Raw genomic sequence first — 22758 nt, 5'->3', positions numbered from 1 at the left:
AAATTGTAAGGTACACTATGTCTGAACTCAAAAAAGAAGAAGTATTAGCATATCATAAGAAAGGGAAGATAAGTATAGACCTTACGAAACCTTGTGATACCCAACATGAACTCTCACTTGCCTACACCCCTGGTGTAGCGATACCCTGTCTTGAAATCGCAAAAGATGAAAATCTCTCTTTTGAATATACCAATCGCTCCAATCTAGTGGCAGTGATCTCTGATGGTACAGCAGTACTTGGATTAGGGAATATTGGACCTCTCGCATCCAAACCTGTCATGGAAGGGAAATCAGTACTTTTTAAAAAATTTGCGAATGTAGATGCGTTTGATATAGAACTGGATGTACATACCGTAGATGAGATCGTCACAACCTGTAAAGCGATCTCTCCTACTTTTGGAGGGATCAACCTTGAAGACATTAAAGCCCCTCAATGTTTTGAGATAGAAAAAAAGTTACAAGAAGTACTTGATATTCCAGTGTTCCATGATGACCAACACGGGACTGCTATCATCACAACTGCAGGTTTAATGAATGTACTTGAGTTGACAGGTAAAAAAGTCGAAGAGATCAAAATCGTAGTCAACGGTGCAGGTGCTGCAGGTATCTCATGTGCAAAAATGTATAAACGTCTAGGTGTCAAAAATATTGTTATGTGTGACAGTAGAGGGGTTCTTAGCAAGGAAAGAACGGACTTGAATGACTATAAAGCACCTTTTGCCATAGATACAGAAGCTAAGACACTTGATGATGCGATAGAGAACGCTGATATGTTTTTAGGTTTGAGTGTCGCAGGGGCATTGAGCAAGGAGATGGTAGCCAAAATGGCACCTGAACCTATTATCTTCGCTTTGGCAAATCCCGTACCTGAAATTTTGCCGTCCGAGGTGATGGAGGCACGTGATGATGTGATCATGGGAACAGGACGTTCTGATTATCCAAATCAGATCAACAATGTATTGGGGTTCCCTTTTATCTTCAGAGGTGCATTGGATGTACATGCGAAGAAGATCACGGAAGGGATGAAAATGGCAGCAGCTAAAGCACTGGCTACTTTAGCAAAAGAGCCTGTGCCTGACTATGTTAAGACTGCCTATCATAATGACAGTATCACTTACGGGAAAGAGCATATTATCCCTTTGCCTTTTAATAAGGAAGCTTTGGTATGGGTGGCTTCAGCCGTAGCAAAAGCTGCCTTTGAAGAGGGTGTTGCGAGGGTAGAGCATTATGACCATGAGCAATACAAAGAGCAATTGAGATGCCTTATTTATGGTTGTCCTGAGAATTAGCAATAGATGAATATAAAATCGTATGTAAATCTTTATGAACTATTGGTTTTAGAACCTGCTACACAAGAAGAGAACCGTGCTTTTGGGTTAACCCATGTGATGTTGAAACATAAACCTATTGAACAACTTTTAACATGGAGTGAGAAGCATCAAGAGAGGTTGAAAAAACCGCTTTTGTCTGACATTTTTTCTTCTTATTTGTACAGGATTACCTTTACGCTTGTAGTGATCGTATTTGTTTTGGGTTTATTAACGGGTGTGGCTCTGCTCTCCTACAATGGTGATGCACCGGTCAATGTCATCTATTTTATGGCTGTAGCTGTTTTCCTTCCTCTCTTTAGTATGTCGCTAACAATTTTTGCAATGCTTAGGGCCAGGAAAGCTGAGAATGTTCTGATACATCTTTCACCTGCTTTTTGGATGGAAAAGATTTTGGGCTTTTTACCTGGCAGGGTACAAGGGCAGATCAAAAATTTAAAGATCAATCCTTTGCTTGCAAACTGGATTATCATTAAACGTTCACAGATCATCATTCTGTTTTTTTCACTTGGGTTACTCTTGGCACTGTTGGGTGTGATCGTGACCAAGGATATCGCCTTTGCGTGGAGTACAACTTTACATATCTCTTCAGAGGAATTTCATGATTTTTTACATACTATAGCATTTCCATGGAGAGAGTTGGTACCATCAGCCGTGCCGTCACTTGAACTCCTAGAGCAGAGTCAATATTTCAGACTGGGTGCTACGCTGAATGAAGAGATGATCTCACATGCATCACAGCTTGGAGAGTGGTGGAAGTTTTTGGCTTTTTCTACCCTCTTTTATGCTGTTTTTCTACGTTTTGGGATTTTAATCCTTGCTTCTTTTGGATTGAACGCTGCAATCAAACAATCGCTTTTAACATTACATGGAACGTCAAAACTACTCAGAGAGATCAATGAACCTATCATCTCTACACATGCAGATCAAAGTGAAAAAGTATTCATTACAGAGGAGGGACACTATAGTCAGATCGTCAATAGATTAGATGCCTCTTATGATGGGATCCAAGGATGGGCTATACCGCATAATACACTTTTGGTGTTGGGTGAAAGATTGAAGATCATCGCACCTGCACATGATGAAGTTGGAGGAACAAATAGTCTTGAAGAAGATATGGAGATCGTTTTTAAAAGTCATGGTGAAATACTTTTGTTTGTGAAAGCTTGGGAGCCCCCAACACTGGATTTTGTAGACTATCTTAGTGAATTGACCCGAAAAGTTGATAAAGTCGTAGTGGTACCTATAGGTACTGCAGAGCATCATTATGATGCATCTACGAAAGAGATAGATATATGGGAAAATAAACTCTCTATGCTCGGAGAGACGAAAGTGTGGTTAAAAAGATCTGATACTCAAGTACAGGGTGTGGAGGTGCTTCATGCCGGGTCGTAGAGAGATCGATTTTTCTCACCCTAAATTTGCGGTCGTTGGACACCCGAACAAGGGTAAGAGCTCCATCGTTTCAGCTTTGGCACTGGATGACACAGTACAGATATCTGATACACCTGGGACCACCACAAAAAAACGCTCCTTCCCTTTAACGGTAGATGGAAAGGTTCTCTATGAACTTTTTGATACACCAGGTTTTCAAAGAGCACGAAGAGTACTGGCATGGTTAAAGCAACATGATGTGCCTGCAAATAAGAAACATGAAGTGGTACAGGCATTTATCGATACACATAGAGAAAATGAACATTTCCATGATGAAATAGAACTTCTTGAACCTATTATGGACGGTGCAGGTATCATTTATGTGGTGGATGGTTCACAACCCTATGGTGAAGAGTACGAAACCGAAATGGAAATTCTTCGCTGGACAGGACAACCATCTATGGCACTGATCAACCATATTGATGAGATGGATTATAGTGAAGAGTGGAAGAAGGCACTGGAACACTATTTCAAGATGGTACGTACCTTTAATCCTATGCAGACCAACTTTGAACAGCATATGAGTATACTTGAGAGTATGGCTCAGCTTAAAGAAGAGTGGATAGCTCCACTCAAAACATCGATCAAACTTTTTAAACAGTACCAGGAACAAATGCTTGAACGTAGTGCAACACTCATTGCGAGATTGGTGTATGAATCTGTCACTGCTGTAGAGAAACTCCCTTTTTATGCCCCTGAGGCCAGTGAACAAGAGAGATATAAGATAGAAAGTAACTATAAAGACCGGTTACGGGAGCTAGAAGTTGCAGCACAAAAGGATATCGAAGATATCTGGAACCATGGTCACCTTCAAAAAAAAGAGAAAGTGTTAACATTTGAAGGGTTGGACCTTTTTTCTGAAGAGACAGCTTCTGTGTTTGGTTTGACACGTAAAGAGCTTCTCATTACAGGTATGACCTCAGGTGCCATCACGGGTGCAGGTATCGACCTGCTTTTTGCGGGGCATACACTTCTTTTGGGTGGAGCCATAGGGGCATTGATAGGTGGTGCAGGTGCGTATTTGGGTTTTAATGAACTTTCCGAAGTAAAAGTTCTGGGTCAAACAATGGGTAAACACTACTTAGAGATGGGGCCTATGGAAAATAGGAATTTCCCTTATATCTTACTGGGACGTGCGATCTACCACACCATGAAGGTTGCACAGACTTCCCATGCCAAAAGAGAAGTGTTCGATATGGAAATGGATCAGACATTTAAAGAGAGATGGTTGGATGACACATCAAGGAACGCTTTAGAGAAATACCATAAAAAATTCCGTTCAGGAAGTGCTTTGGAAGCAGAAGAACTCAAAGCGTATGAAACGCTCATCAAGCAGATATTAAAGCGTTTGATCGATGCCTGACAAAAATCCTTTTAAACATTTACATTACGATCATGATGAGCGAGAGCAGTCAGCATCTTCTTTGCACTCCAAAACAGTGGCAAAGAGGGTCACATTAGGGATTTTTGTTGCATTTCTTCTGCTCTTCCCCCATTATGCACCATGGGAACCTGGTTATGCACAGAGTGACTCTTGGGCACAGAGGATATTTACCCTTTACTTTTTTGTAGCCAATCAGACTTTGGGTATTGTGCATGAAGCGGGACATGGTGTCTGCTACATCTTGCCTTGTCCAGAGTTTCTTACTATGGCCAATGGAACGATATTCCAGTTGCTTTTCCCTGGATTGATCGCCTATTATTACTATAGAAGAGGTAACCTCTTTGCCGCACTGATAGCACTCTTCTTTGTGGGTTTCTCTCTTCAATATACAGCCTTGTATCTCTCTACAGCACATGAAGGCCGTATACTTCCGGCATATAAATCTTTTTTAGGTGTAGATGCGATTCATGATTTTCATTATATGCTCAGTACTATGGGACTTTTGGCCTATGAGTCTTTGATCGCGAGTTTGACAAGGTTTATAGCCTACTTGATCATGATCTCAGCGGTAATAGGGATGTTCTTTGAAGCATTTCCAAATACGCAGAAGAAACGCGTAAAGAGGGGATGGCGCAGAGGGAAAAGAGACGTTTAAATCAGTTTCTCAATCGCCATCAGTATTGCAGCACTTAAAAATCCACCGGCGATCCCCGCCAATACATCATCAAGCATCACTCCCAGACCACCTTTAAGCTCTCTGTCTATCCAGCCTATCGTTGAGGGTTTCCAGATGTCAAAAAGACGAAATGCCGCAAAACTGAATACAATGGCTAAGAGTACTGCATAAGGATAGTGCATTGTCACAGCCGTTGAATAGGCGATCATAAGGCTAAGCCACATACCTGCTGTTTCATCTATAACGATCTGTTGGTGGTCATGGATACCTGTTTTTTGTTCATATTTATTCACTTCAAAGATACCTATAATGGTAATGGCGAGTGTCAACATAAAAAGTGTTTCCAACCCAAAGTAGTAAAGCAGTGCTAGGCCTACAGGAAGCGAAGCCAATGAACCTACTGTACCAGGTGCTTTGGGGCTAAGTCCTGCACCAAAGAATGTGAGAAAAAGCTTTTGTATTGTCATGAGATCCCCTGTTTTATGTCAATGATGATGTCTGATAGAGTTCGATGAGTTTCAGATAAAACTGTTCCTCACTCTGCTGTTCCAAGAGACCTGAACCAGGCATCAAAGAGTAATGCATCTCTTGCAGGTTCTCAAATCTGTCAGGTAAAAGCGCTGCAAGGATATTTGCAGAGACCTCTTTTCTGACCAGGATAGAAGGAGGAATGAGTCCTGCCTGTATGAGCTTCATGATGGATGCAGAGTCATAATGTACATGGTGATGTTGCCCATGAGGACAGGTTCGTGTACTGACGAGTGTTTTACATGTGTCACAATAAACAAGCTCATCGATGGTTTTGATCTCTATATTGATATCCTGGCAACGGTCAAAGACAGAGCTGAGACGGTTTTTATCATAATACAGACCCAGTCCACCATGGTTTTTACCCATGACCAGCTGGTTACATCCATAATTCTTCGCTAAAAGTGCATCTAAAATGAGCTCATTATACCCTGCAAAGATATAAGTGTTTTCAAATGGAATGATGATAACTTTATTGCGTGGTAAAAAGTTATCCACAAACGTAGTGAGGGCATTATGGCGTATGTCATAACGAAGACCTTCAGAGGTAAAAGGTTTACGTAAGAAGATCACAAGGAGATCGGAATTAGTGATAGCCTCACGGATCATTCTTTCGTGCGCACGGTTTAAAGGGTTCGCTGCAAGCATCATAGATGAGATATGCTTAGCACCTGTCTTTGTGATCATGTTTCTGATACGCTTCATATTGTCTTCTATCAGTGGGTAGGTGACAGTATACTCCCCGGATACAGCTATTTTACCTAGTCTGGATATGGTATTTCTTACACCTGGGTGTGTCGTATCTGCAGTACCATAGATATTTTGTAGACGCTGTACAGGATCGACTTCAAATGTCTCTTCCACTATCAGTTCACCTACTATATTCCCATCATTGATGAGTGAAACGATCTCATCTTTTTTCAGAGTCTGCAGGGTTTGATGGTTTTTTTTACCTTGTGGTGCAAGGATAAAAGAAAATGGGAAAGGTACCCCTTTGTACATTTTGGTCTCATCGACATTCTGCGCTTCTGCTTTGTTCATCAGCCTTTCTACCGGAGAGATAAGTCCTGCCTTCACCAAGGCCAGAGTAGAAAGGGCCTCAGTATCTATATAGAGTGATTTATTTCTTTTTGAATAGACCATATTTCTTCCTTTTCTCCCATAAACTTTTTCTTGAGATCCCCAATTTTTTAGAGAGTTCTGTATCCGGAAATTTGTATTGAAAACTGTTTACAATGAATTTGACATAGTCATCAATGGTCAAGATCTCATTTTGGTCATAGAGTTTAGAGTCTGTGTTAAGCGTAATGGTCTCGAAATCAGACTCCAATTCTGTGGTACTGCATAAAATGAAATCATAATCCTTCAACATCTCCAGCAGCGCTTCTTTGTCTGTCTTCTTGAGTTGATGGATCTCAGTAATATAAAGGAGAGAAGAATGACTGCTGCTTTGTATCTTCTCCTTCCAGTTCTTATCACTTAAAGGGATAAATCTAAGCAGGGTGTTTGTTTGTCTTGCATGTTCAAACACGATCTTATCTACAAGTCTTTGATAGTTTGTCTCTATGACAAGCGGTGTAGTGATCTGCTCTATATCAAAACTTGTCTCAATATCCTGAAGAAGATTTTCCATATACTCTTGGTATAAAGAGGTTTGTCGTTTCAGTGACTGGTACTCTTTATAATGCTCTATCTTACGCATGAGGTCTTCTAACATAAATGGTTTAACGATATAGTCTTTTGCACCCAGTTTCAGTGGTTCTCCCACCGTATCATTATTGATATAGTTCACCATCAAAATGATGATCTTGTCTTTAAACTGTTTGATAAGCGGTGAAGTGTTCTGTCCTGGTAAATTTGTCGAAAGCAGATAGACATCACCCTGACTGTTCATGGCCTCTTTAATGGAACTGAATATCTCAGTCACATAGCCATTTTCATTTAGTTTAGAGGCGATACTTTGTGCCAAATAGAGTTCATTTTCTACAATGATTATTTTCATATGTTTTTCCAATTCAAATAAGTTAAGTTTGCTACGGCATGTACTGTCACACCTTCTTTTCGTCCTACAAAGCCAAGTTTTTCAGCTGTTGTAGCTTTGATATTGACAAAGTTTTTCCTAATACCGAGTATGGAAGCAAGTGTGGTTCTCATTTCTTCCTTATAAGGTAGTAGTTTTGGTGCCTCAGCCATGATAGTAAGGTCTACATTGCCTATGGTATACCCAAAAGAGGTTATCTTTTTTACGGTGTCCTGAAGTAATACTTTAGAGTCTGCTCCGGCATAGGACTCATCCGTATCTGGGTAAAGTTCACCAATATCCCCCATGCCTGCAGCACCTAAAAGTGCATCTATCAGAGCATGGATGGCAACATCCCCATCACTGTGTGCTTTAAAGCCGTAGTCGACATCTATCTTGACACCGCATAAGAACATCTCTTTGTTGTTTTCAAAAGGATGTATATCTATTCCAAAGCCCGTGAGTGTTTTTGTTGAAGGTGCCTGAATGCACGAGAGTTTTTTCAGATCTTCAATGGTGGTGAGTTTATGCGCATCCACTGAGCCTTCCACAAAATGTACCTTTTCCCCAAGAGAAGCGATCGCAGAACTGTCATCTGTGAATATCGTTTCAGTTTCAAGTGCTTTCTTGAGCATTTTAGTAACAGAGAGTTGAGGGGTTTGAATGATCTTTACTTTGTCTCTATCTATAGGTCTGTCATCAAGATAGAGCGTATCTGCGACAGGGAGTACAGGTACGATGCAGGCCCCTTTTTCTTTAGACTCCATGATACGTTGTATCATATCTGAAGGGACACAGCACCTAGCGATATCACTGACAAGTACATACTCTGAAGTTACTTTCTGAAGCGCATTGGTGAGTGATGCTTGTCTACTTTCGCCCCCTTCAATATAGGTATAGGAAGCAAAATTTTTCATCAGACTTATTTCGTCTTTTGTGGATACGATGATGATCTGATCAAAATTGGCATTTTTTTCAAAGTGTTCAGCAACGTGTAACCATAAAGGGATCTCTCCAGTATAGAGCCACTGTTTTTTCATCTTCATTTTAAATCTTGAGGAGCTTCCTGCTCCTAAAAGTATCAAAGTAGTGTTTGACAAGTTTATTCCTAAAAAATCTATACCAAGTATAGTGTGTATCAAATTGTAACGAATTATACTCACAGAACCCTTTAGTCATACTTTATCGGACAAATTTACTCTTATTTACGATATTGGTCTATTTTTTCAATCTAATTTAAGATTCAAGTGGTATAACTCGTATATCATTTAACGAAATAAAATTAAGTTAGGAATAAAGAACATGACACAAGAAAATGTATTAGAAGCGTTGAAGAACGTTACATATCCGGGCTTTACGAAAGATATCGTCACATTCGGTTTTGTCAAAGATATAGTTATCAATGGTGATACTATAGGTTTGACAATAGATATTACTTCATCGGCTGATGAGGTAAAAGCACAACTTAGACTTGAAGCAACCAATGAACTCAATAAACTTGGGTTCAAAGACGTGAATATTAATATCACTGCGCCGGAAGCACCAAAACAAATGTCTAACTCAGTAAGCGGTAAGAATATCGCACCACATATTAAGAACTTTGTAATGGTAAGTTCAGGTAAAGGTGGTGTTGGTAAATCTACCACTTCTGTAAACATTGCAGTTGCTATGGCAATGCAAGGTAAAAAAGTAGGTCTTCTTGATGCAGATATTTATGGACCGAACATTCCTCGTATGATGGGTGTTGAAGATCAAAAACCAGAGATCCAAGGGAACAAAGCAGTACCATTAAAAGCCTATGGTGTTGAAATTATGTCTATGGGTTCATTAATGGAACCAGGAACGTCTCTTATCTGGAGAGGTTCTATGATCATGAAAGCGATCGAGCAATTCTTGAGAGATATTCTCTGGTCTGAACTGGATGTACTTGTGATCGATATGCCTCCAGGAACTGGTGATGCACAGCTTTCACTTGCACAAGCTGTACCTATCACTGCGGGTATCACAGTAACGACACCACAAGAGGTTTCTCTTGATGACAGTAGACGTTCATTAGACATGTTCCAAAAACTCCATATCCCAACTGCGGGTATCATTGAGAATATGAGTGGATTCATCTGTCCTTCATGTGATACTGAGTCTGATATCTTTGGTATGGGTACAACAGAACCGGTCGCTAAAGAGTACGATACAAATGTGATCGCTCGTATCCCAATAGAACCAGCGATCAGAGTCGGTGGAGATACTGGTATGCCGGTAACATACCATAAGCCAGATTCTGAAACGGCTAAGCGTTACCAGGAAGCTGCATCGAATCTTCTTGCATTTATCGATAAAGTAAATGCTGAGGGTGGAGCAGACAACTCAGCTGTACAACCAACGACACCTCCAGGTGTAAGTGCGTGTAGTACAGGTGCAGGAGCAGCTTCGGCACCTGCAAAAACTGAAGGTGAAAGTTGCGGAACAGGCTGCGGCTGCCACTAAATCCTTGCATATTATCACATCTTTGACCGAATCGCTTTGTTGCATTCGGTCATATGTCTTCAATTATACTCTCTCAATTATCCATACAATTCAATTAAATCTATAATAAACACTATTTAATATAACCCATTTGCAACTTAGTCGCATTTAATAAGTTTTCAGTTATAATTCCACCATGAAAATAGAAGAACTGATCAAAGATAAAAATATCAAGCTTACCACTGCAAGAGTAAAACTTTTAGAGATATTAAAAGAAGCAGACAGGCCTCTATGTTATGAAGAGATCAAAAATGATATTTCTATGGATAAAGCGACTTTTTATAGAAATATTTCTAAATTTGAGGAAGAGGGTATCTTGAATGCCTTTGAATCCAATGATAAAAAAAGATATTTTGAGGTCCGACTAAATCCACATGCACATTTTGTTTGTGTAAAGTGCAATAGTGTAGAGTGTATTAAAAATATTGATATCACATTGCCAAATTATGAAATTAATAATGTGATTATCAATGGTACATGTCCATCATGTTTGGCGTCAGTGTAATCTATAAATAGTGAAACAATTTATTTAATTTAATCATACAAAAGGGGGCAATTTTTATGAAACTACAACACTCTGTGAAGTTACTACTTATTGCTCTTTTTGTTTGGACATCCCAGAGTACAATCATTCACTTTCAGCATTATGATCAGGATGAGATCTCAGAATGTAACGTCTGTGATACATCTCACAAGATCAAGCTTTATCAACATACTAAAGATGTGGTTGTGATCAATGAGAATCCTTCAATAACAATAAGAAGAGAAGTGGAAAAGGTTGTTGTTAATGCAAGCTTTGACTATACAGAGGTACCACAATTCAAGCAGATTGATATTGTCAAACATTCTCAATATACCGACAGATTTTTAGCACTAGGGTTTAATGCGACTGCACCTCCGATATATTTTGCATAATCAAAAAATAATTCAACCAAAACCATTTAAAAAACAAAAATATTAATAATTAAGGATATACACTATGAAAAAAATAGTATTAACAAGTATGCTTTGTGCCGGCTTGGCTTACGGTGATATAGCACAACTTTTAGATGAAGAAAAAAGAACGTTTGACAGTTCAAAATATATTCCGGATATCTCTCTCATTACTGACGTCTCTTATGTAAATCGTAGTATAAACGACGATGAGCTCTCTCATCTTGGACTTCCTGGTATTGCACATGGTCTCTACGCAGAACATGCACACGGTGGCAGTAATGAGGCTACCTATAATGCAAACCAGGGATTTAATTTTAACTATGCGGAGCTGATCCTTTCAAGCAGTGTGGATCCGTTTTTCAGTATGGATGCTACATTTCACTTCAGTCAAGAAGGTGTAGAAGTTGAAGAGGCTTATTTTACCTCGACTGCGCTGGGAAATGGACTAAGATTAAGAGGTGGTAAACTTCTCTCAAATTTCGGATATATCAATGCACAACACCATCACTATTGGGATTTTGGAGATATGCCACTCGTCTATGAATCATTTTTGGGAACACACGGTATCAATGAGTTGGGTGTTCAGGTCCAATGGACAGCCCCAACGCCGTTTTATCTTATGGCAGGACTTGAAGTACTTCAAGGTGAAAATGAACAAATGTTTGGCAATGGTTCAGTAGAATTAGAAAATGTATGGACAAGTGTGGGAGAAGATCACATTGAGGGTACGGATGCGCCATCTCTTTATGTAGGTTACGTGAAATCCTCTTTTGATATCGGTGATACGACGATCTTTGGTGGACTCTCTTATGCACAGGGTGATTCTCTCATAGACCATAGTGAGGATGAGGGTGATGAAGCTCATGTATTTAAAGGTGATGGAAAGCTTTACGGGGCTGATCTGGTAGTGTTGCATGCGTTTGACTCTTACCGCTCTTTTAAATGGCAAACGGAGTGGCTAAACAGAGAGCTTGATGGGGTACAATATACTCCAACTGCCTCTGCAGATATCAATAAAGAACAGAGCGGTCTCTATTCTCAGCTCATCTATACCCATGATAAAAATTGGAGAATGGGTGTGCGGTATGATACAATATATCAAAATGATATTACAAAGGATGGTGTCGATATGAATGAAGTTGATGATTTCAACAAGTACTCAGCCATGGTCGAATACCACACGAGTGAATTTGCACGTTTTAGACTTCAGTATAACCGTAATGAAGCCATGTATGACGAAGCTGGTTTAAGACAGAACCTCGATACGATCATGTTACAGGCAAATATTGCTATCGGTGCGCACGCGGCACATGCTTTCTAATATGAAAAAGATATTTGTTTTATTGACACTTTTACCGTTAACTTTGCTAGCACAGCTTAATATTGCGGTGAGTTATCCTTTTATTGGTGCATTGACCAAAACGATCGGTGGAGACGATGTCAAGGTAACGGTTTTGGCAAAAGGAAAGTGGGACCCTCACTTTATTATTCCCCGTCCTTCGCTTATCAGTAAAATGAGAAATGCAGACGCGATGATCATGAATGGCGGACAGCTTGAGATAGGTTGGCTCCCGCCGATCATCAATCGTGCCGGTAATCCAAAAACCATGCCCAATACGAAAACATTTTTAAATCTTTCGCACCACATCAAGCTTATCAACAAGCCAAAAAGTGTCGACAGAAAACATGGCGATATCCATCCTGACGGGAATCCACATTTTCATATCAGTCCGAAAAATATCCTGAGCTTGGCAAAGGTCATAGAGGAGTTTCTTAGTAGCATAGATACAGAAAACAAAGATACGTATCAAAAAAACTATTATGAATTTTCTAAATCTTGGCAGCAGAAAATGGCTGTTTGGAAGAAGAAAATGAAAGATAAAAAAGGGTTGAAGGTCATTCAGTTTCATGATAACCTTGCGTATTTTAATAAAGAGTACGGTCTTGTGAATATCGGAACGATCGAACCGCTTCCGGGGATACCGCCCTCTTCAAAACATACGATCGAGATCATTGAACTGATTAAAAAAGAGCAGCCGTGCTGTATTTTGCATGATGTCTATCACTCAACAAAAACCGCTGATTTTATCAGCCAAAAAACGGGTATCAAGATCATACTTATGCCGCATGATATAGAGGCACTTGAAGATATTGATAACTTGAGCGCCCTTTTTGACTATCTTACGAGTGCGATCAAATGATAGATATTTTACTTATTCCGATTGCTCTGGTTGTGGTGCTTGTGATGCTTCACGCTTACTTTGGTATAGAGATCCTAAAACGGGGGATCATCTTTACTGACCTTGCTATCGCTCAGTTCGCAGCGCTAGGATCATCGATCAGCCTTGGGTATTTTCATGAGGAGTATTTTTACCCTCTGACCCTGAGCTTTGCATTGCTGTGTGCTTTTTTGATCGCTTTCGCTTCGACGAGGAAACTTCATCTGGAAGCCTTTATAGGGATCCTTTATATCTTGGGTGCGAGTGGGATCATGATGGTGCTTTCACACTCCTCCGAAGGTATGGAGCATTTCAAATCGCTTCTTGCAAGCGATATACTTTTCACGCCCCTTCATGATGTGTTGCAAAGTACAATTATCTATGCTTTCATCGCCATGGCACTTTACTTTGTCTATCCGAAATTAAACGGTTTTTTCAGAGAACTCTTTTTCTTTTCGCTTCTTGCGATCACGGTTACTTCTTCCGTTTCACTTGCAGGTGTTTTCGTCGTCTTTGTACTTTTGATCGCACCACCTTTTGTTTCGATGTCTCTCAATGCAAAAAGACCATTGCTTGTCAGTTTCCTCTTTGGATGGTTTTTTAGTATCGGAGCCATTGTTATCTCTTATTTCTATGACTTACCTACAGGTTACAGCATTGTTTTTATGGGTGCGCTTCTTACTGTGGCCATCGTCATGATGGCATCCAGGAGTGAAAAGAAAAAATGATCAATCTGATCATTTTTTTGAGCGATTAGACATTTATTTCGCTACAATACATAAAAATAAACATAGGGAACAGACAATGACACCAGCAGAAAAACTCAAAAACCTATTAGAACTTGAGATCATTCCGGATCTGGAAGTCGCTATTGACGAACTTTTTGCAGCCATAGACAAAGCAAAATCTGCTTCTAAGGAACAAAAAGAAGATCTCGAAGAGATGAGAGAGATGCGAACAGAATGTTTTGCTATCATAGAAGAGCTTGGTCGTAATGAACTTGAAGAAGAAGAGATAGAAGAGCTCCTGGCTGAACTGGTCGATATGAAGACGGAAGAATAGGCAGTCATTACCTTTTTCAAAAGGAACGGAGATCGGCTTGTAGCCAGAAAATGATAAAAATCGCATTTCTCTATTGACATTTTAATATTAATTGATATAATATCACCACTTTTCTAAGAATTTAAAATATAAGGAAGAAAAAATGAAAAAAGTTTCACTATCAATCGTTGCCCTGTTGGCAATGAATACATTCGCATTTGCAGGTGGGGATTTCACTACTCCGGTAGAACCGCAAGTCACTATACCAGAAGTTGATGAATCAACGGGATCTTTTTATGTAGGTGCAGGGTATACATATATAAATTTAGATGCTTCAGGGAACTTCGGTGAGCACGACGGTGATGCAACACTTTTACTGGCAGGTTACAACTTCAACCCATATATCGGTGTAGAGGCTAGATATGCCGGTTTAACGGACTGTCTTGAAAATACTGCGATCTATGTGAAGCCAATGTACCCGATCGGTGATGCTAAAGTATACGCATTACTTGGATACGGAGAAACTACATTTGACAAGGGTCCTTCATTTTCAGAAAGTGGTTTCCAATGGGGCCTAGGTGCAAACTATGCAGTGACTGAAAATATCGGTGTCTTTGCAGACTATACAAACCTGTATGATGATACAGGATTTGATAATGTTGCCGTGAGAGAAGATGTTACTGTTGATACTATCAACGTAGGTGTAACGTATACTTTCTAAGTAACTAGATATCCGTCGGTGGGTCAGATCTTTTCTGACACACTAAAGGGTACATTCTAAAACTATTTTTAATTCTTTTATATATCTTTTCCTTCTTACTATATTACCTATTTAATTAAGCTTATTTTTATCATTTTTACACTATAGTACGGCTTCAACCTCTCGGGGAGCTTTGATCATTTATGGGAACATATCTGATGCATAGCTGAGATAGCAATTGCTTGACCCGTCGAACTTGAACTGGACAATACCAGCGTAAGGAAGAGACTTGTATCTAATTATTAACTATAAATATTATGCATAAAGAGCTTTTTTATTTATAACTTCATTAATTTCTACACCTCTTCCCTAAATATAACATTTTAAGGGAATATTATGACAAAAGCATACAAAGACACATTAACAACATCCAATGAACTTTTAACCAGAGACCCATTTCCTGCGTCTAAAAAAGTGTATCTCAAGGGTGAAATACATAAAGATATAAGAGTACCAGTACGTGAGATCACTTTGGGTGATGAATCAAAACTCAGAGTTTACGATACATCTGGTCCCTATACAGACCCAACTGTAGATATTGATGTAGGTCAGGGTATTCCTGCGATCCGTAAAGAGTGGATCTTAGCGCGTGGTGATGTAGAAGAGTATGAGGGACGCATTATGGCGCCTGAAGACAATGGTTACAACACAGATGAACAACTTGAGTTCGTCACAGCAGGTGCAAAAGGACTTGTACGTACACCACTTCGTGCTAAAAAAGGGAAAAATGTTTCTCAGCTTTGGTATGCAAGACAGGGGATCATTACGCCTGAGATGGAGTTCATTGCAATTCGTGAAAACCAAGATAGAGCGATGAACGAAGCGTATCTTCAAGACGAAGAGAGAGAAGCAAGACTGAAGGGTGAAAATTTCGGTGCGAACCTGCCAGAGGTGATCACACCAGAATTTGTACGTCAGGAAGTTGCTGCGGGTCGTGCAGTTATCCCATGTAACATTAACCACCCGGAAGTTGAGCCGATGATCATCGGGCGTAATTTCCTTGTAAAAGTAAATGCAAACATCGGTAACTCAGCAACGACATCAAGTATCGCTGAAGAGGTAGAGAAGATGGTATGGTCAACACGCTGGGGTGGAGATACAGTGATGGATCTCTCAACAGGTAAAAACATTCACACGACACGTGACTGGATCCTCCGTAACTCTCCAGTGCCTATCGGGACAGTACCTATCTATCAGGCACTTGAAAAAGTAAATGGTATCGCTGAGGATCTTACGTGGGAAGTATTCCGTGATACGCTTATCGAGCAGGCAGAACAAGGGGTAGACTACTTTACAATTCATGCTGGACTTTTACTGCACCATGTACCAATGACAACAAAACGTGTGACGGGTATTGTTTCTCGTGGTGGAGCGATCATGGCAAAATGGATGATACATCACCACCAAGAGAACTTTTTGAACACGCACTTTGAAGAGATCTGTGAAATTATGAAAACGTATGATGTCACATTCTCACTTGGTGATGGTCTGCGTCCGGGAAGTACAGCCGATGCAAATGATGAAGCACAGTTCGCTGAACTTAAAGAGTTAGGGCGTTTGACACAAATTGCATGGAAACATGATGTACAAACGATCATCGAAGGTCCAGGGCACGTGCCAATGCACATGATCAAAGAGAACATGGATAAGCAGCTTGAGTGGTGTCATGAAGCGCCATTCTATACACTTGGGCCGTTAACAACAGATATCGCACCAGGGTATGACCACTTCACATCAGGGATCGGTGCAGCAATGATCGGTTGGTACGGATGTGCGATGCTTTGTTATGTAACACCTAAAGAGCACTTGGGACTTCCAGACAGAGAAGATGTAAAAGAGGGACTTATCACTTATAAGATCGCTGCGCATGCGGCAGATGTAGCTAAAGGACACCCTGGAGCACGTGCAAGAGACGATGCGATGAGTAAAGCAAGATTTGAGTTTAGATGGGTAGATCAGTTCAATATCGGTCTTGATCCTGAGCGTGCAAGAGACTACCATGATGAAACACTTCCAATGGAAGCAGCTAAAGTGGCTCACTTCTGTTCTATGTGTGGACCAAAGTTCTGTTCTATGAAAATTTCTGCAGATGTACGTGAATATGCAGATTCACTGGGAACAGATGTAGAGAGTGCAAAACAACAGGGAATGAATGAAATGTCCATGAAATTTAAAGAGATGGGTTCAGAAGTCTATGTTGAAGCAGCTAAGATAGAAGAAAAGTAAAAACATGAATATAGGTATTGCAGGTGCTGGTTTAGTAGGTAGAGTGCTGGCACTTAACCTACTACAACGTGGCCACACAGTAACACTTTTTGATGAAGACACAGCCTATGGCGATAAGGCAGCAGGTATCACTGCTGCGGGTATGCTCGCTGTCTTTGCAGAATTGGAGAGTGCAGAGTCTGTGATTTTTGATCATGGAAATCGCTCTATTGCACTTTGGCCTGCTCTGTTGGAACAGATCGGTATTTCAGATGCGTATCAGCGGGAAGGCAGTATCATCACTGCACATCCTCAAGATTATAATGAGCTGGATCATTTTATCGATACATTAAAGTCAAAAGTAGAGAAAGCATCGGAAATCAAGCTTCTGGACAGACAGGCATTGACACAGCTTGAACCAGATCTGGAACAACATGCTAAAGCGTTCTTTATACCACATGAAGGGCAGGTGGATGCACAGCGCTTTATGAAAGCATCAAGTGATTATTTGCTTGCACACCCAGATGTGACATGGCACCAAGAGACGAAAGTGACTCACATCTCAGAGGGTACGATTACAGTTGGGGATGAGAGTAAAACATTTGATTGGGTATTTGATTCACGAGGACTGGGTGCCCAGGATGACATCAGTGATCTACGTGGTGTACGCGGAGAGGTGTTTTGGCTGGATGCACCTGAGGTAAATATAAGCAGACCTACACGTATGTTACACCCACGCTATAAGATCTATATCGTTCCACGACCTAATCATAGGTATGTTATCGGTGCAACAGAGATAGAGAGTGAAGATAAAAGCCCAATGTCTGTACGTTCAAGTCTGGAACTGCTCTCAGCAGTCTACAGTATGCACTCAGGGTTTGCGGAAGCACGTATCGTCAATATGCTGACAAATTGTCGTCCGGCACTCAGAGATAATTTGCCAAAGATCGAGCATGCTTCAAAGATGACACGCATTAACGGTTTGTACAGACATGGCTATCTATTGGCACCTGCAGTTGTGGAAGAAGCATTAAATGGAGGGGTATATCAATGATAAAAGTATCAGTGAACGGTGAAGTAAAAGAGCTTGAAAACAATTTAAATGTAAGTCAGATGATAGAAGCACTTGAATATAAAGTCAAAGGTTTTGCTGTCGCTGTCAATACGACGTTTGTTCCCATTGCCAAATATGATGAAACAATGATAAAAGAGGGAGATACCATAGATATTTTGGCTCCCGTACAAGGTGGATGAAATGACTAAACAGTTGGAAACCAACAATACATGGCAGATAGGCGGGAAAACATTAAACAGTAGACTGCTCATAGGTTCTGCACTCTATCCGAGTCCGGCAAATATGGAAGATGCCATTAAAATTTCAGGTGCCCAGATCGTCACAGTTTCGTTGAGACGTCAGGCAGCCGGTGAGGGAAATGGTAACCCGTTTTGGGATATCATCAAATCTTTAGGTATAGAAGTTCTGCCCAATACAGCAGGTTCACACTCTGCCAAAGAGGCCATTACCACGGCACAGATGGCTAGAGAAGTTTTTGGTACAAACTGGGTAAAACTCGAAGTTATAGGAGATCAGTACAATTTACAGCCAGACCCGTTTGAGACGGTAAAGGCAGCCGAAGTCCTCATCAAAGAAGGATTTGAAGTATTTCCTTATACTACAGATGATCTGGTTGTTGCAAAGCGTTTGGCAGATGTAGGCTGTAAGATCATTATGCCGTGGGGATCTATGATAGGTTCAGGCAAAGGACTGATGAATCCGGATAACCTTATAGCCATTCGTAAGCAGTTCCCAGACCTACAGTTGGTCGTTGATGCAGGTATAGGAAAGCCTTCTCATGCAGCACAGGCGATGGAACTAGGGTATGATGGAGTACTGCTGAATTCAGCCATTGCCTTGGCACAGGATCCTGTAAAAATGGCAGATGCCTTTAGATTGGCTGTTGAGGCTGGGCGTTTTGGGTACGAAGCAGGGGTAATGAAAGAGCGTGAATTTGCTTCACCTTCCACACCTACTGTTGGTACACCTTTTTGGCATCAGTTTAATTAATATACGATTTCTCTACGCTGATTTAAGCATTATGATAGCTTATTTCCAGTATAAGTAGTCATCAATCTCTCGGGGTGCTAGGTCTTGTAAGATCTAAGCTGAGATAGCTCAAAAGCTTGACCCGTTGAACTTGAACTGGGTAATACCAGCGTAGGGAAGAGAATCGTATATAAACTCCTTCGATACCTCATGTATCACTTTTTATCTACTTTTTCTCCCTTTTTTTCATATACATATTTTAAGGGGAATACAATGAAAACAAAAATTTTAACTGGTTCGATGATCACAGTATATGCATTATTGAATACACCTGCATTTGCAGAAGAAGTAACACTTGATCCGATTGTTGTAAGTGCTGATTTTAGGGAAGAAAAACTTTCAGAAACGACTAATAGTGTAACGGTTATTGGTGAGGAAGAAATATACGATAAGGCATCAGCTCCATTTGAGGAAGTAATTGGAAAAGCTCCAAATGTTAACTTCACAGGTGTAGGTTCAAGAGCACACCATATTCAAATCCGTGGTATTGGAGAAAGATCACAATTCAAATATCCATTGAATCCTTCAGTGGGTATTACTATTGACGGAATGGATTTTAGTGATACAACACTTGCAGTTACACTATTTGATGTTAACCAAATTGAAGTTTTAAAAGGTCCACAAGGTACAACATTTGGTTCAAATGGTATGGCTGGGGTTATTAATGTACAAAGTAATGAACCAACAAGAGAAACAGAGGGGCATGTTGAAGCAACTGTGGGTAATTACAATACTAAAGCTTTTGGTTTGGCAGTTGGTGGGGAAATAAGTGAAAATCTTCTTGGTAGATTCTCTATCCATAAAAACACAAGTGATGGATTTATGGAAAATATTTATTTAGGACGAGATGATACAAATAATATTGATGAATTAGCGGCAAAGATGCAGTTACGTTGGTTCGCTGCAGATAACCATACAATTGATTTTAAATTCATGCATCTAGATATTGACAATGGATACAATGCATTTACTCTTGATAACTCAAGAAAATCAATTGCTGATGTACCAGGAAATGATGAACAAAAAACAAATGCATTATTGTTGAAATCTACTTATGACTTCGGAAAATCAAAATTAATCAGTTCAATTAATTGGAGTGATAATGATACACTATATGTTACGGATTACGATTGGGCATATCCTGGGTACAATATCAATGGTGGTGAGCAATATGATGGTTATGATTCATTTGATAGAAACAGAAAAAATCTAAGTATTGATGTTAGATTTGTTTCAGATGAAAAAGGAAAAATATTTAATAATACAACAGACTGGACAATCGGAGCATATTATCAAGATAGAAAACATACTTTAGATAATTTTTATTACTATAGTGAACCTGGATATGCAGAATACAAAGAATTATCGACTAAATATGATACAAAAGCAACTGCACTCTATGGTCAACTTGACACAGTATTAACAGATAAACTGACACTTATTACTGGATTAAGAGTTGAAAAATGGGATGCACAATATTCTGATCATAAATTATATGTAGCTGACTATTCACCAGATACAATTACTGAAGTAAGTAGAGATTACGACGATACACTCTATGGAGGTAAAATAGGTCTTAATTATCAAGTTGATAAAAACACACTTATTTATACAGCACTTTCAAAAGGTTATAAGCCTGGTGGGGTAAATGTTGATCCATCAGTAACTGATGATTTAAAAACATATGAAACAGAAGAGCTATGGAATCTTGAGGCAGGAATTAATTCTAGTCATTTTGATAATAAATTATACAGTAGATTAAATGTTTTTTATGCAAAAAGAAGAGATCAACAAGTTGATACAAGTGATCAAATTGGTGCAGATTATGTTGAATATCTTGTCAACGCTGGTAAAAGTTATAATTATGGTTTAGAGTCAGAAATAGATTACTATCCTAAGGATTCACTACATTTATACTCACGTATAGGACTATTACAAACTGAATATGATGAATTTCCTACCGATCCTTCTTTAGAAGGGAGAGGACAACCTCAGGCTCCTAATTATCAATACAATATAGGATTAAACTATAATTTTGCAGAAAACTGGGCATTTAATACAAATATAGAAGGAAAAGACAGCTACTACTTTACAAATAGTACGAATCAAAAAATTAATGGTTATGATATAGTAAATGCTTCTCTTCTATATACTAGAGGAAATTGGTCAGCAAACATATGGGTAAAGAATATCACAGATGAAGATTATCCAATCAAGGCATTTTATTGGGATAATACCAGTGCAGATGGTTGGGATGATCCTCAAGTATATGTTCAATATGGTTCACCAAGAACATTTGGTTTAACAGTATCATATGATTTCTAATGAGGACTGATAGATGGAAATCTCTGTAGACATCAGTATGTACCCGCTTCAAAAAGAATTTGAAGCGCCTATTTTAGCCTTTATAGCTGAACTTGAAAAAGAGCAGAGTGTTGAAGTCGTTCGTAATGAACTCAGCACTCAGGTGCATGGTGACTATAAGGTGATCATGGCACTTCTGGAAAAAGAGATGTTCTCGGTTTTTACAGAGATTCCGGATTCTATTTTTGTCATAAAGTTTGTGGGTAATAATAGACAGGGGATATATGGGGTATAATCCTTTATGATTAAAATACTATACACATTTTTGCTCCTTACAGTCATTATACTCAGTAATGAAAAACCCACACTCACTATCTATACCTATGATGCATTCGCTGTCTCCTGGGGTCCTGGACCTAAAATAAAAGAAGCATTTGAGAAAGAATATGACTGTAATGTAAAGTTTGTAGGCATGTCCAGTTCCATAGGTGCGTTAAGAAAGATACAGCTTGAAGGTAAAAACACCAAAGCAGATATTGTACTAGGTCTTGATACTAACATAGCACAAGCTGCAACCAAAACGGGACTGTTTGCAAAACATGATCTGGATACTTCCAGTTTAGACTTGCCTGTTCCCTATACAGATGAGTATTTTGTACCGTATGATTACAGTTACGTGGCTTTTGTCTATGATGAAAATAAGGTGAAAAATCCACCTACTTCTTTTGAAGCACTTGTTGCTATGCCCGAAGATTTTAAGATCGTTATTCAGGATCCCCGTTCATCCACACCTGGGCTTAGTTTGCTTTTATGGGTTAAAGAAGTCTATAAAGAGAAAGCAGGAGAGTATTGGAAAAGACTTGCACCTCATATATTGACCATTACGAAAGGCTGGTCCGAGTCTTATGGTCTGTTTCTAAAAGGGGAGGCAGATATGGTATTGTCCTATACGACTTCACCTGCCTATCACATCATAGAAGAGAACAGAACAAACTTTAAAAGTGCACGTTTTAATGAGGGACATTACGGACAGATAGAAGTTGCAGCGATGCTCAACTCTTCCAAACATAAAGATCTGGCGAAAAAGTTTTTACAATTTATGCATAGTGAAACATTTGCAGAGATCATACCTACAGCAAACTGGGCCTATCCTGTTGTAAAAACAAAACAGGGTTTACCTGAGGTATTTGAGACACTGACTCAGCCATCCAAAATGATCTTACTGGATGGTAAAATAGTTGAAGGCCATAGAAAAGAAATTATCAATGAATGGCTGAGAGCATTGGAAAGATAAAG

The 22758-nt window shown here is 39.6% G+C and carries 23 protein-coding genes and 2 riboswitches; of the genes, 19 read left to right on the top strand and 4 right to left on the bottom strand.

All coding sequences use genetic code 11. The features are described 5' to 3' along the window. Positions 1 to 17 precede the first annotated feature (17 nt). The 4 genes from SULAR_RS08935 to SULAR_RS08920 are packed head-to-tail and all read left to right on the top strand — an operon-like array spanning position 18 to position 4801. Positions 18 to 1289, top strand: coding sequence for a malic enzyme-like NAD(P)-binding protein (locus SULAR_RS08935; RefSeq protein ID WP_008245237.1), 1272 nt, complete (start codon positions 18 to 20; stop codon positions 1287 to 1289). Positions 1290 to 1295: 6 nt separating this feature from the next. Next, positions 1296 to 2723, top strand: a complete 1428-nt coding sequence (locus SULAR_RS08930; protein WP_008245236.1) for a DUF2868 domain-containing protein — start codon at positions 1296 to 1298, stop codon at positions 2721 to 2723. Next, the gene (locus SULAR_RS08925) at positions 2710 to 4125 is read left to right on the top strand and encodes a DUF3482 domain-containing protein (protein ID WP_008245235.1); all 1416 of its coding nucleotides are present in this window, start codon (positions 2710 to 2712) and stop codon (positions 4123 to 4125) included. Before SULAR_RS08930 ends, SULAR_RS08925 begins: the two co-directional genes overlap by 14 nt. Then, positions 4118 to 4801 carry a hypothetical protein gene (locus tag SULAR_RS08920; protein WP_008245234.1) on the top strand — a complete coding sequence of 228 codons (684 nt, stop codon included), beginning with the start codon at positions 4118 to 4120 and terminating at the stop codon, positions 4799 to 4801. Before SULAR_RS08925 ends, SULAR_RS08920 begins: the two co-directional genes overlap by 8 nt. Here the strand turns inward: SULAR_RS08920 and SULAR_RS08915 are convergent. From SULAR_RS08915 to SULAR_RS08900, 4 genes are read right to left on the bottom strand one after another with little or no spacing between them, the layout of a single operon-like run. Then, the gene (locus SULAR_RS08915) at positions 4798 to 5289 is read right to left on the bottom strand and encodes a phosphatidylglycerophosphatase A (RefSeq protein ID WP_008245233.1); all 492 of its coding nucleotides are present in this window, start codon (positions 5287 to 5289) and stop codon (positions 4798 to 4800) included. The genes SULAR_RS08920 and SULAR_RS08915 overlap by 4 nt on opposite strands. 13 nt (positions 5290 to 5302) lie before the next feature. Next, entirely contained in the window at positions 5303 to 6493 is a 1191-nt protein-coding gene (locus SULAR_RS08910) for a sulfate adenylyltransferase (protein ID WP_008245232.1), read from the bottom strand. Then, positions 6471 to 7352 (bottom strand): response regulator, encoded by an 882-nt coding sequence (locus tag SULAR_RS08905; RefSeq protein WP_008245231.1) that lies wholly within the window; start codon positions 7350 to 7352, stop codon positions 6471 to 6473. Before SULAR_RS08905 ends, SULAR_RS08910 begins: the two co-directional genes overlap by 23 nt. Further along, positions 7349 to 8470, bottom strand: coding sequence for a bifunctional 2-C-methyl-D-erythritol 4-phosphate cytidylyltransferase/2-C-methyl-D-erythritol 2,4-cyclodiphosphate synthase (locus SULAR_RS08900; RefSeq protein WP_008245230.1), 1122 nt, complete (start codon positions 8468 to 8470; stop codon positions 7349 to 7351). Before SULAR_RS08900 ends, SULAR_RS08905 begins: the two co-directional genes overlap by 4 nt. A 202-nt stretch (positions 8471 to 8672) precedes the next feature. Between SULAR_RS08900 and SULAR_RS08895 the strand changes: the two genes are divergently transcribed. From SULAR_RS08895 to thiB, 15 genes are all read left to right on the top strand, one after another. After that, complete coding sequence (locus SULAR_RS08895) at positions 8673 to 9854, top strand: Mrp/NBP35 family ATP-binding protein (RefSeq protein WP_008245228.1); 1182 nt, start codon at positions 8673 to 8675, stop codon at positions 9852 to 9854. Positions 9855 to 10029: 175 nt separating this feature from the next. Next, positions 10030 to 10398, top strand: coding sequence for a Fur family transcriptional regulator (locus SULAR_RS08890; RefSeq protein WP_008245226.1), 369 nt, complete (start codon positions 10030 to 10032; stop codon positions 10396 to 10398). 56 nt (positions 10399 to 10454) lie between these two features. Then, on the top strand, positions 10455 to 10808 hold the full coding sequence (locus SULAR_RS08885; protein WP_008245225.1) for a hypothetical protein: 354 nt from the start codon (positions 10455 to 10457) through the stop codon (positions 10806 to 10808). 64 nt (positions 10809 to 10872) lie between these two features. Beyond that, positions 10873 to 12150, top strand: a complete 1278-nt coding sequence (locus SULAR_RS08880) for a hypothetical protein (protein WP_008245224.1) — start codon at positions 10873 to 10875, stop codon at positions 12148 to 12150. 1 nt (position 12151) lies between these two features. Next, positions 12152 to 13030, top strand: a complete 879-nt coding sequence (locus SULAR_RS08875) for a metal ABC transporter solute-binding protein, Zn/Mn family (RefSeq protein WP_038000544.1) — start codon at positions 12152 to 12154, stop codon at positions 13028 to 13030. After that, entirely contained in the window at positions 13027 to 13776 is a 750-nt protein-coding gene (locus SULAR_RS08870; RefSeq protein WP_008245222.1) for a metal ABC transporter permease, read from the top strand. Before SULAR_RS08875 ends, SULAR_RS08870 begins: the two co-directional genes overlap by 4 nt. 76 nt (positions 13777 to 13852) lie before the next feature. Beyond that, positions 13853 to 14110: a hypothetical protein gene (locus tag SULAR_RS08865; protein ID WP_008245221.1), complete on the top strand. Its 258-nt coding sequence runs from the start codon at positions 13853 to 13855 to the stop codon at positions 14108 to 14110. 142 nt (positions 14111 to 14252) lie between these two features. Beyond that, a complete protein-coding gene (locus SULAR_RS08860; protein WP_008245219.1) occupies positions 14253 to 14810 on the top strand; it encodes a porin family protein in 558 nt (185 codons plus the stop codon). A gap of 153 nt (positions 14811 to 14963) precedes the next feature. After that, positions 14964 to 15089, top strand: a riboswitch (TPP riboswitch). Between the two features lie 96 nt (positions 15090 to 15185). Beyond that, on the top strand, positions 15186 to 17075 hold the full coding sequence (thiC, locus tag SULAR_RS08855) for a phosphomethylpyrimidine synthase ThiC (RefSeq protein ID WP_008245217.1): 1890 nt from the start codon (positions 15186 to 15188) through the stop codon (positions 17073 to 17075). Between the two features lie 4 nt (positions 17076 to 17079). Beyond that, on the top strand, positions 17080 to 18108 hold the full coding sequence (locus tag SULAR_RS08850; RefSeq protein ID WP_008245215.1) for an FAD-dependent oxidoreductase: 1029 nt from the start codon (positions 17080 to 17082) through the stop codon (positions 18106 to 18108). Next, positions 18105 to 18308, top strand: coding sequence for a sulfur carrier protein ThiS (gene thiS, locus SULAR_RS08845; protein ID WP_008245212.1), 204 nt, complete (start codon positions 18105 to 18107; stop codon positions 18306 to 18308). Before SULAR_RS08850 ends, thiS begins: the two co-directional genes overlap by 4 nt. A 1-nt stretch (position 18309) precedes the next feature. Continuing rightward, complete coding sequence (locus tag SULAR_RS08840; protein ID WP_008245211.1) at positions 18310 to 19119, top strand: thiazole synthase; 810 nt, start codon at positions 18310 to 18312, stop codon at positions 19117 to 19119. 60 nt (positions 19120 to 19179) lie between these two features. After that, a riboswitch (TPP riboswitch) is annotated at positions 19180 to 19293 on the top strand. A 78-nt stretch (positions 19294 to 19371) separates the two neighbouring features. After that, the gene (locus SULAR_RS08835; RefSeq protein WP_008245210.1) at positions 19372 to 21483 is read left to right on the top strand and encodes a TonB-dependent receptor; all 2112 of its coding nucleotides are present in this window, start codon (positions 19372 to 19374) and stop codon (positions 21481 to 21483) included. 13 nt (positions 21484 to 21496) lie between these two features. After that, positions 21497 to 21757 carry a hypothetical protein gene (locus SULAR_RS08830; protein WP_008245209.1) on the top strand — a complete coding sequence of 87 codons (261 nt, stop codon included), beginning with the start codon at positions 21497 to 21499 and terminating at the stop codon, positions 21755 to 21757. A 6-nt stretch (positions 21758 to 21763) separates the two neighbouring features. Further along, positions 21764 to 22756 carry a thiamine ABC transporter substrate binding subunit gene (thiB, locus tag SULAR_RS08825; protein WP_008245208.1) on the top strand — a complete coding sequence of 331 codons (993 nt, stop codon included), beginning with the start codon at positions 21764 to 21766 and terminating at the stop codon, positions 22754 to 22756. Positions 22757 to 22758 lie beyond the last annotated feature (2 nt).

The organism is Sulfurovum sp. AR, from assembly GCF_000296775.1.
GTDB classification, from domain to species: Bacteria; Campylobacterota; Campylobacteria; order Campylobacterales; family Sulfurovaceae; genus Sulfurovum; species Sulfurovum xiamenensis.
Note: the sequence above shows the minus strand (reverse complement) of the source record. Positions and strands in the feature narration are given on the sequence as shown.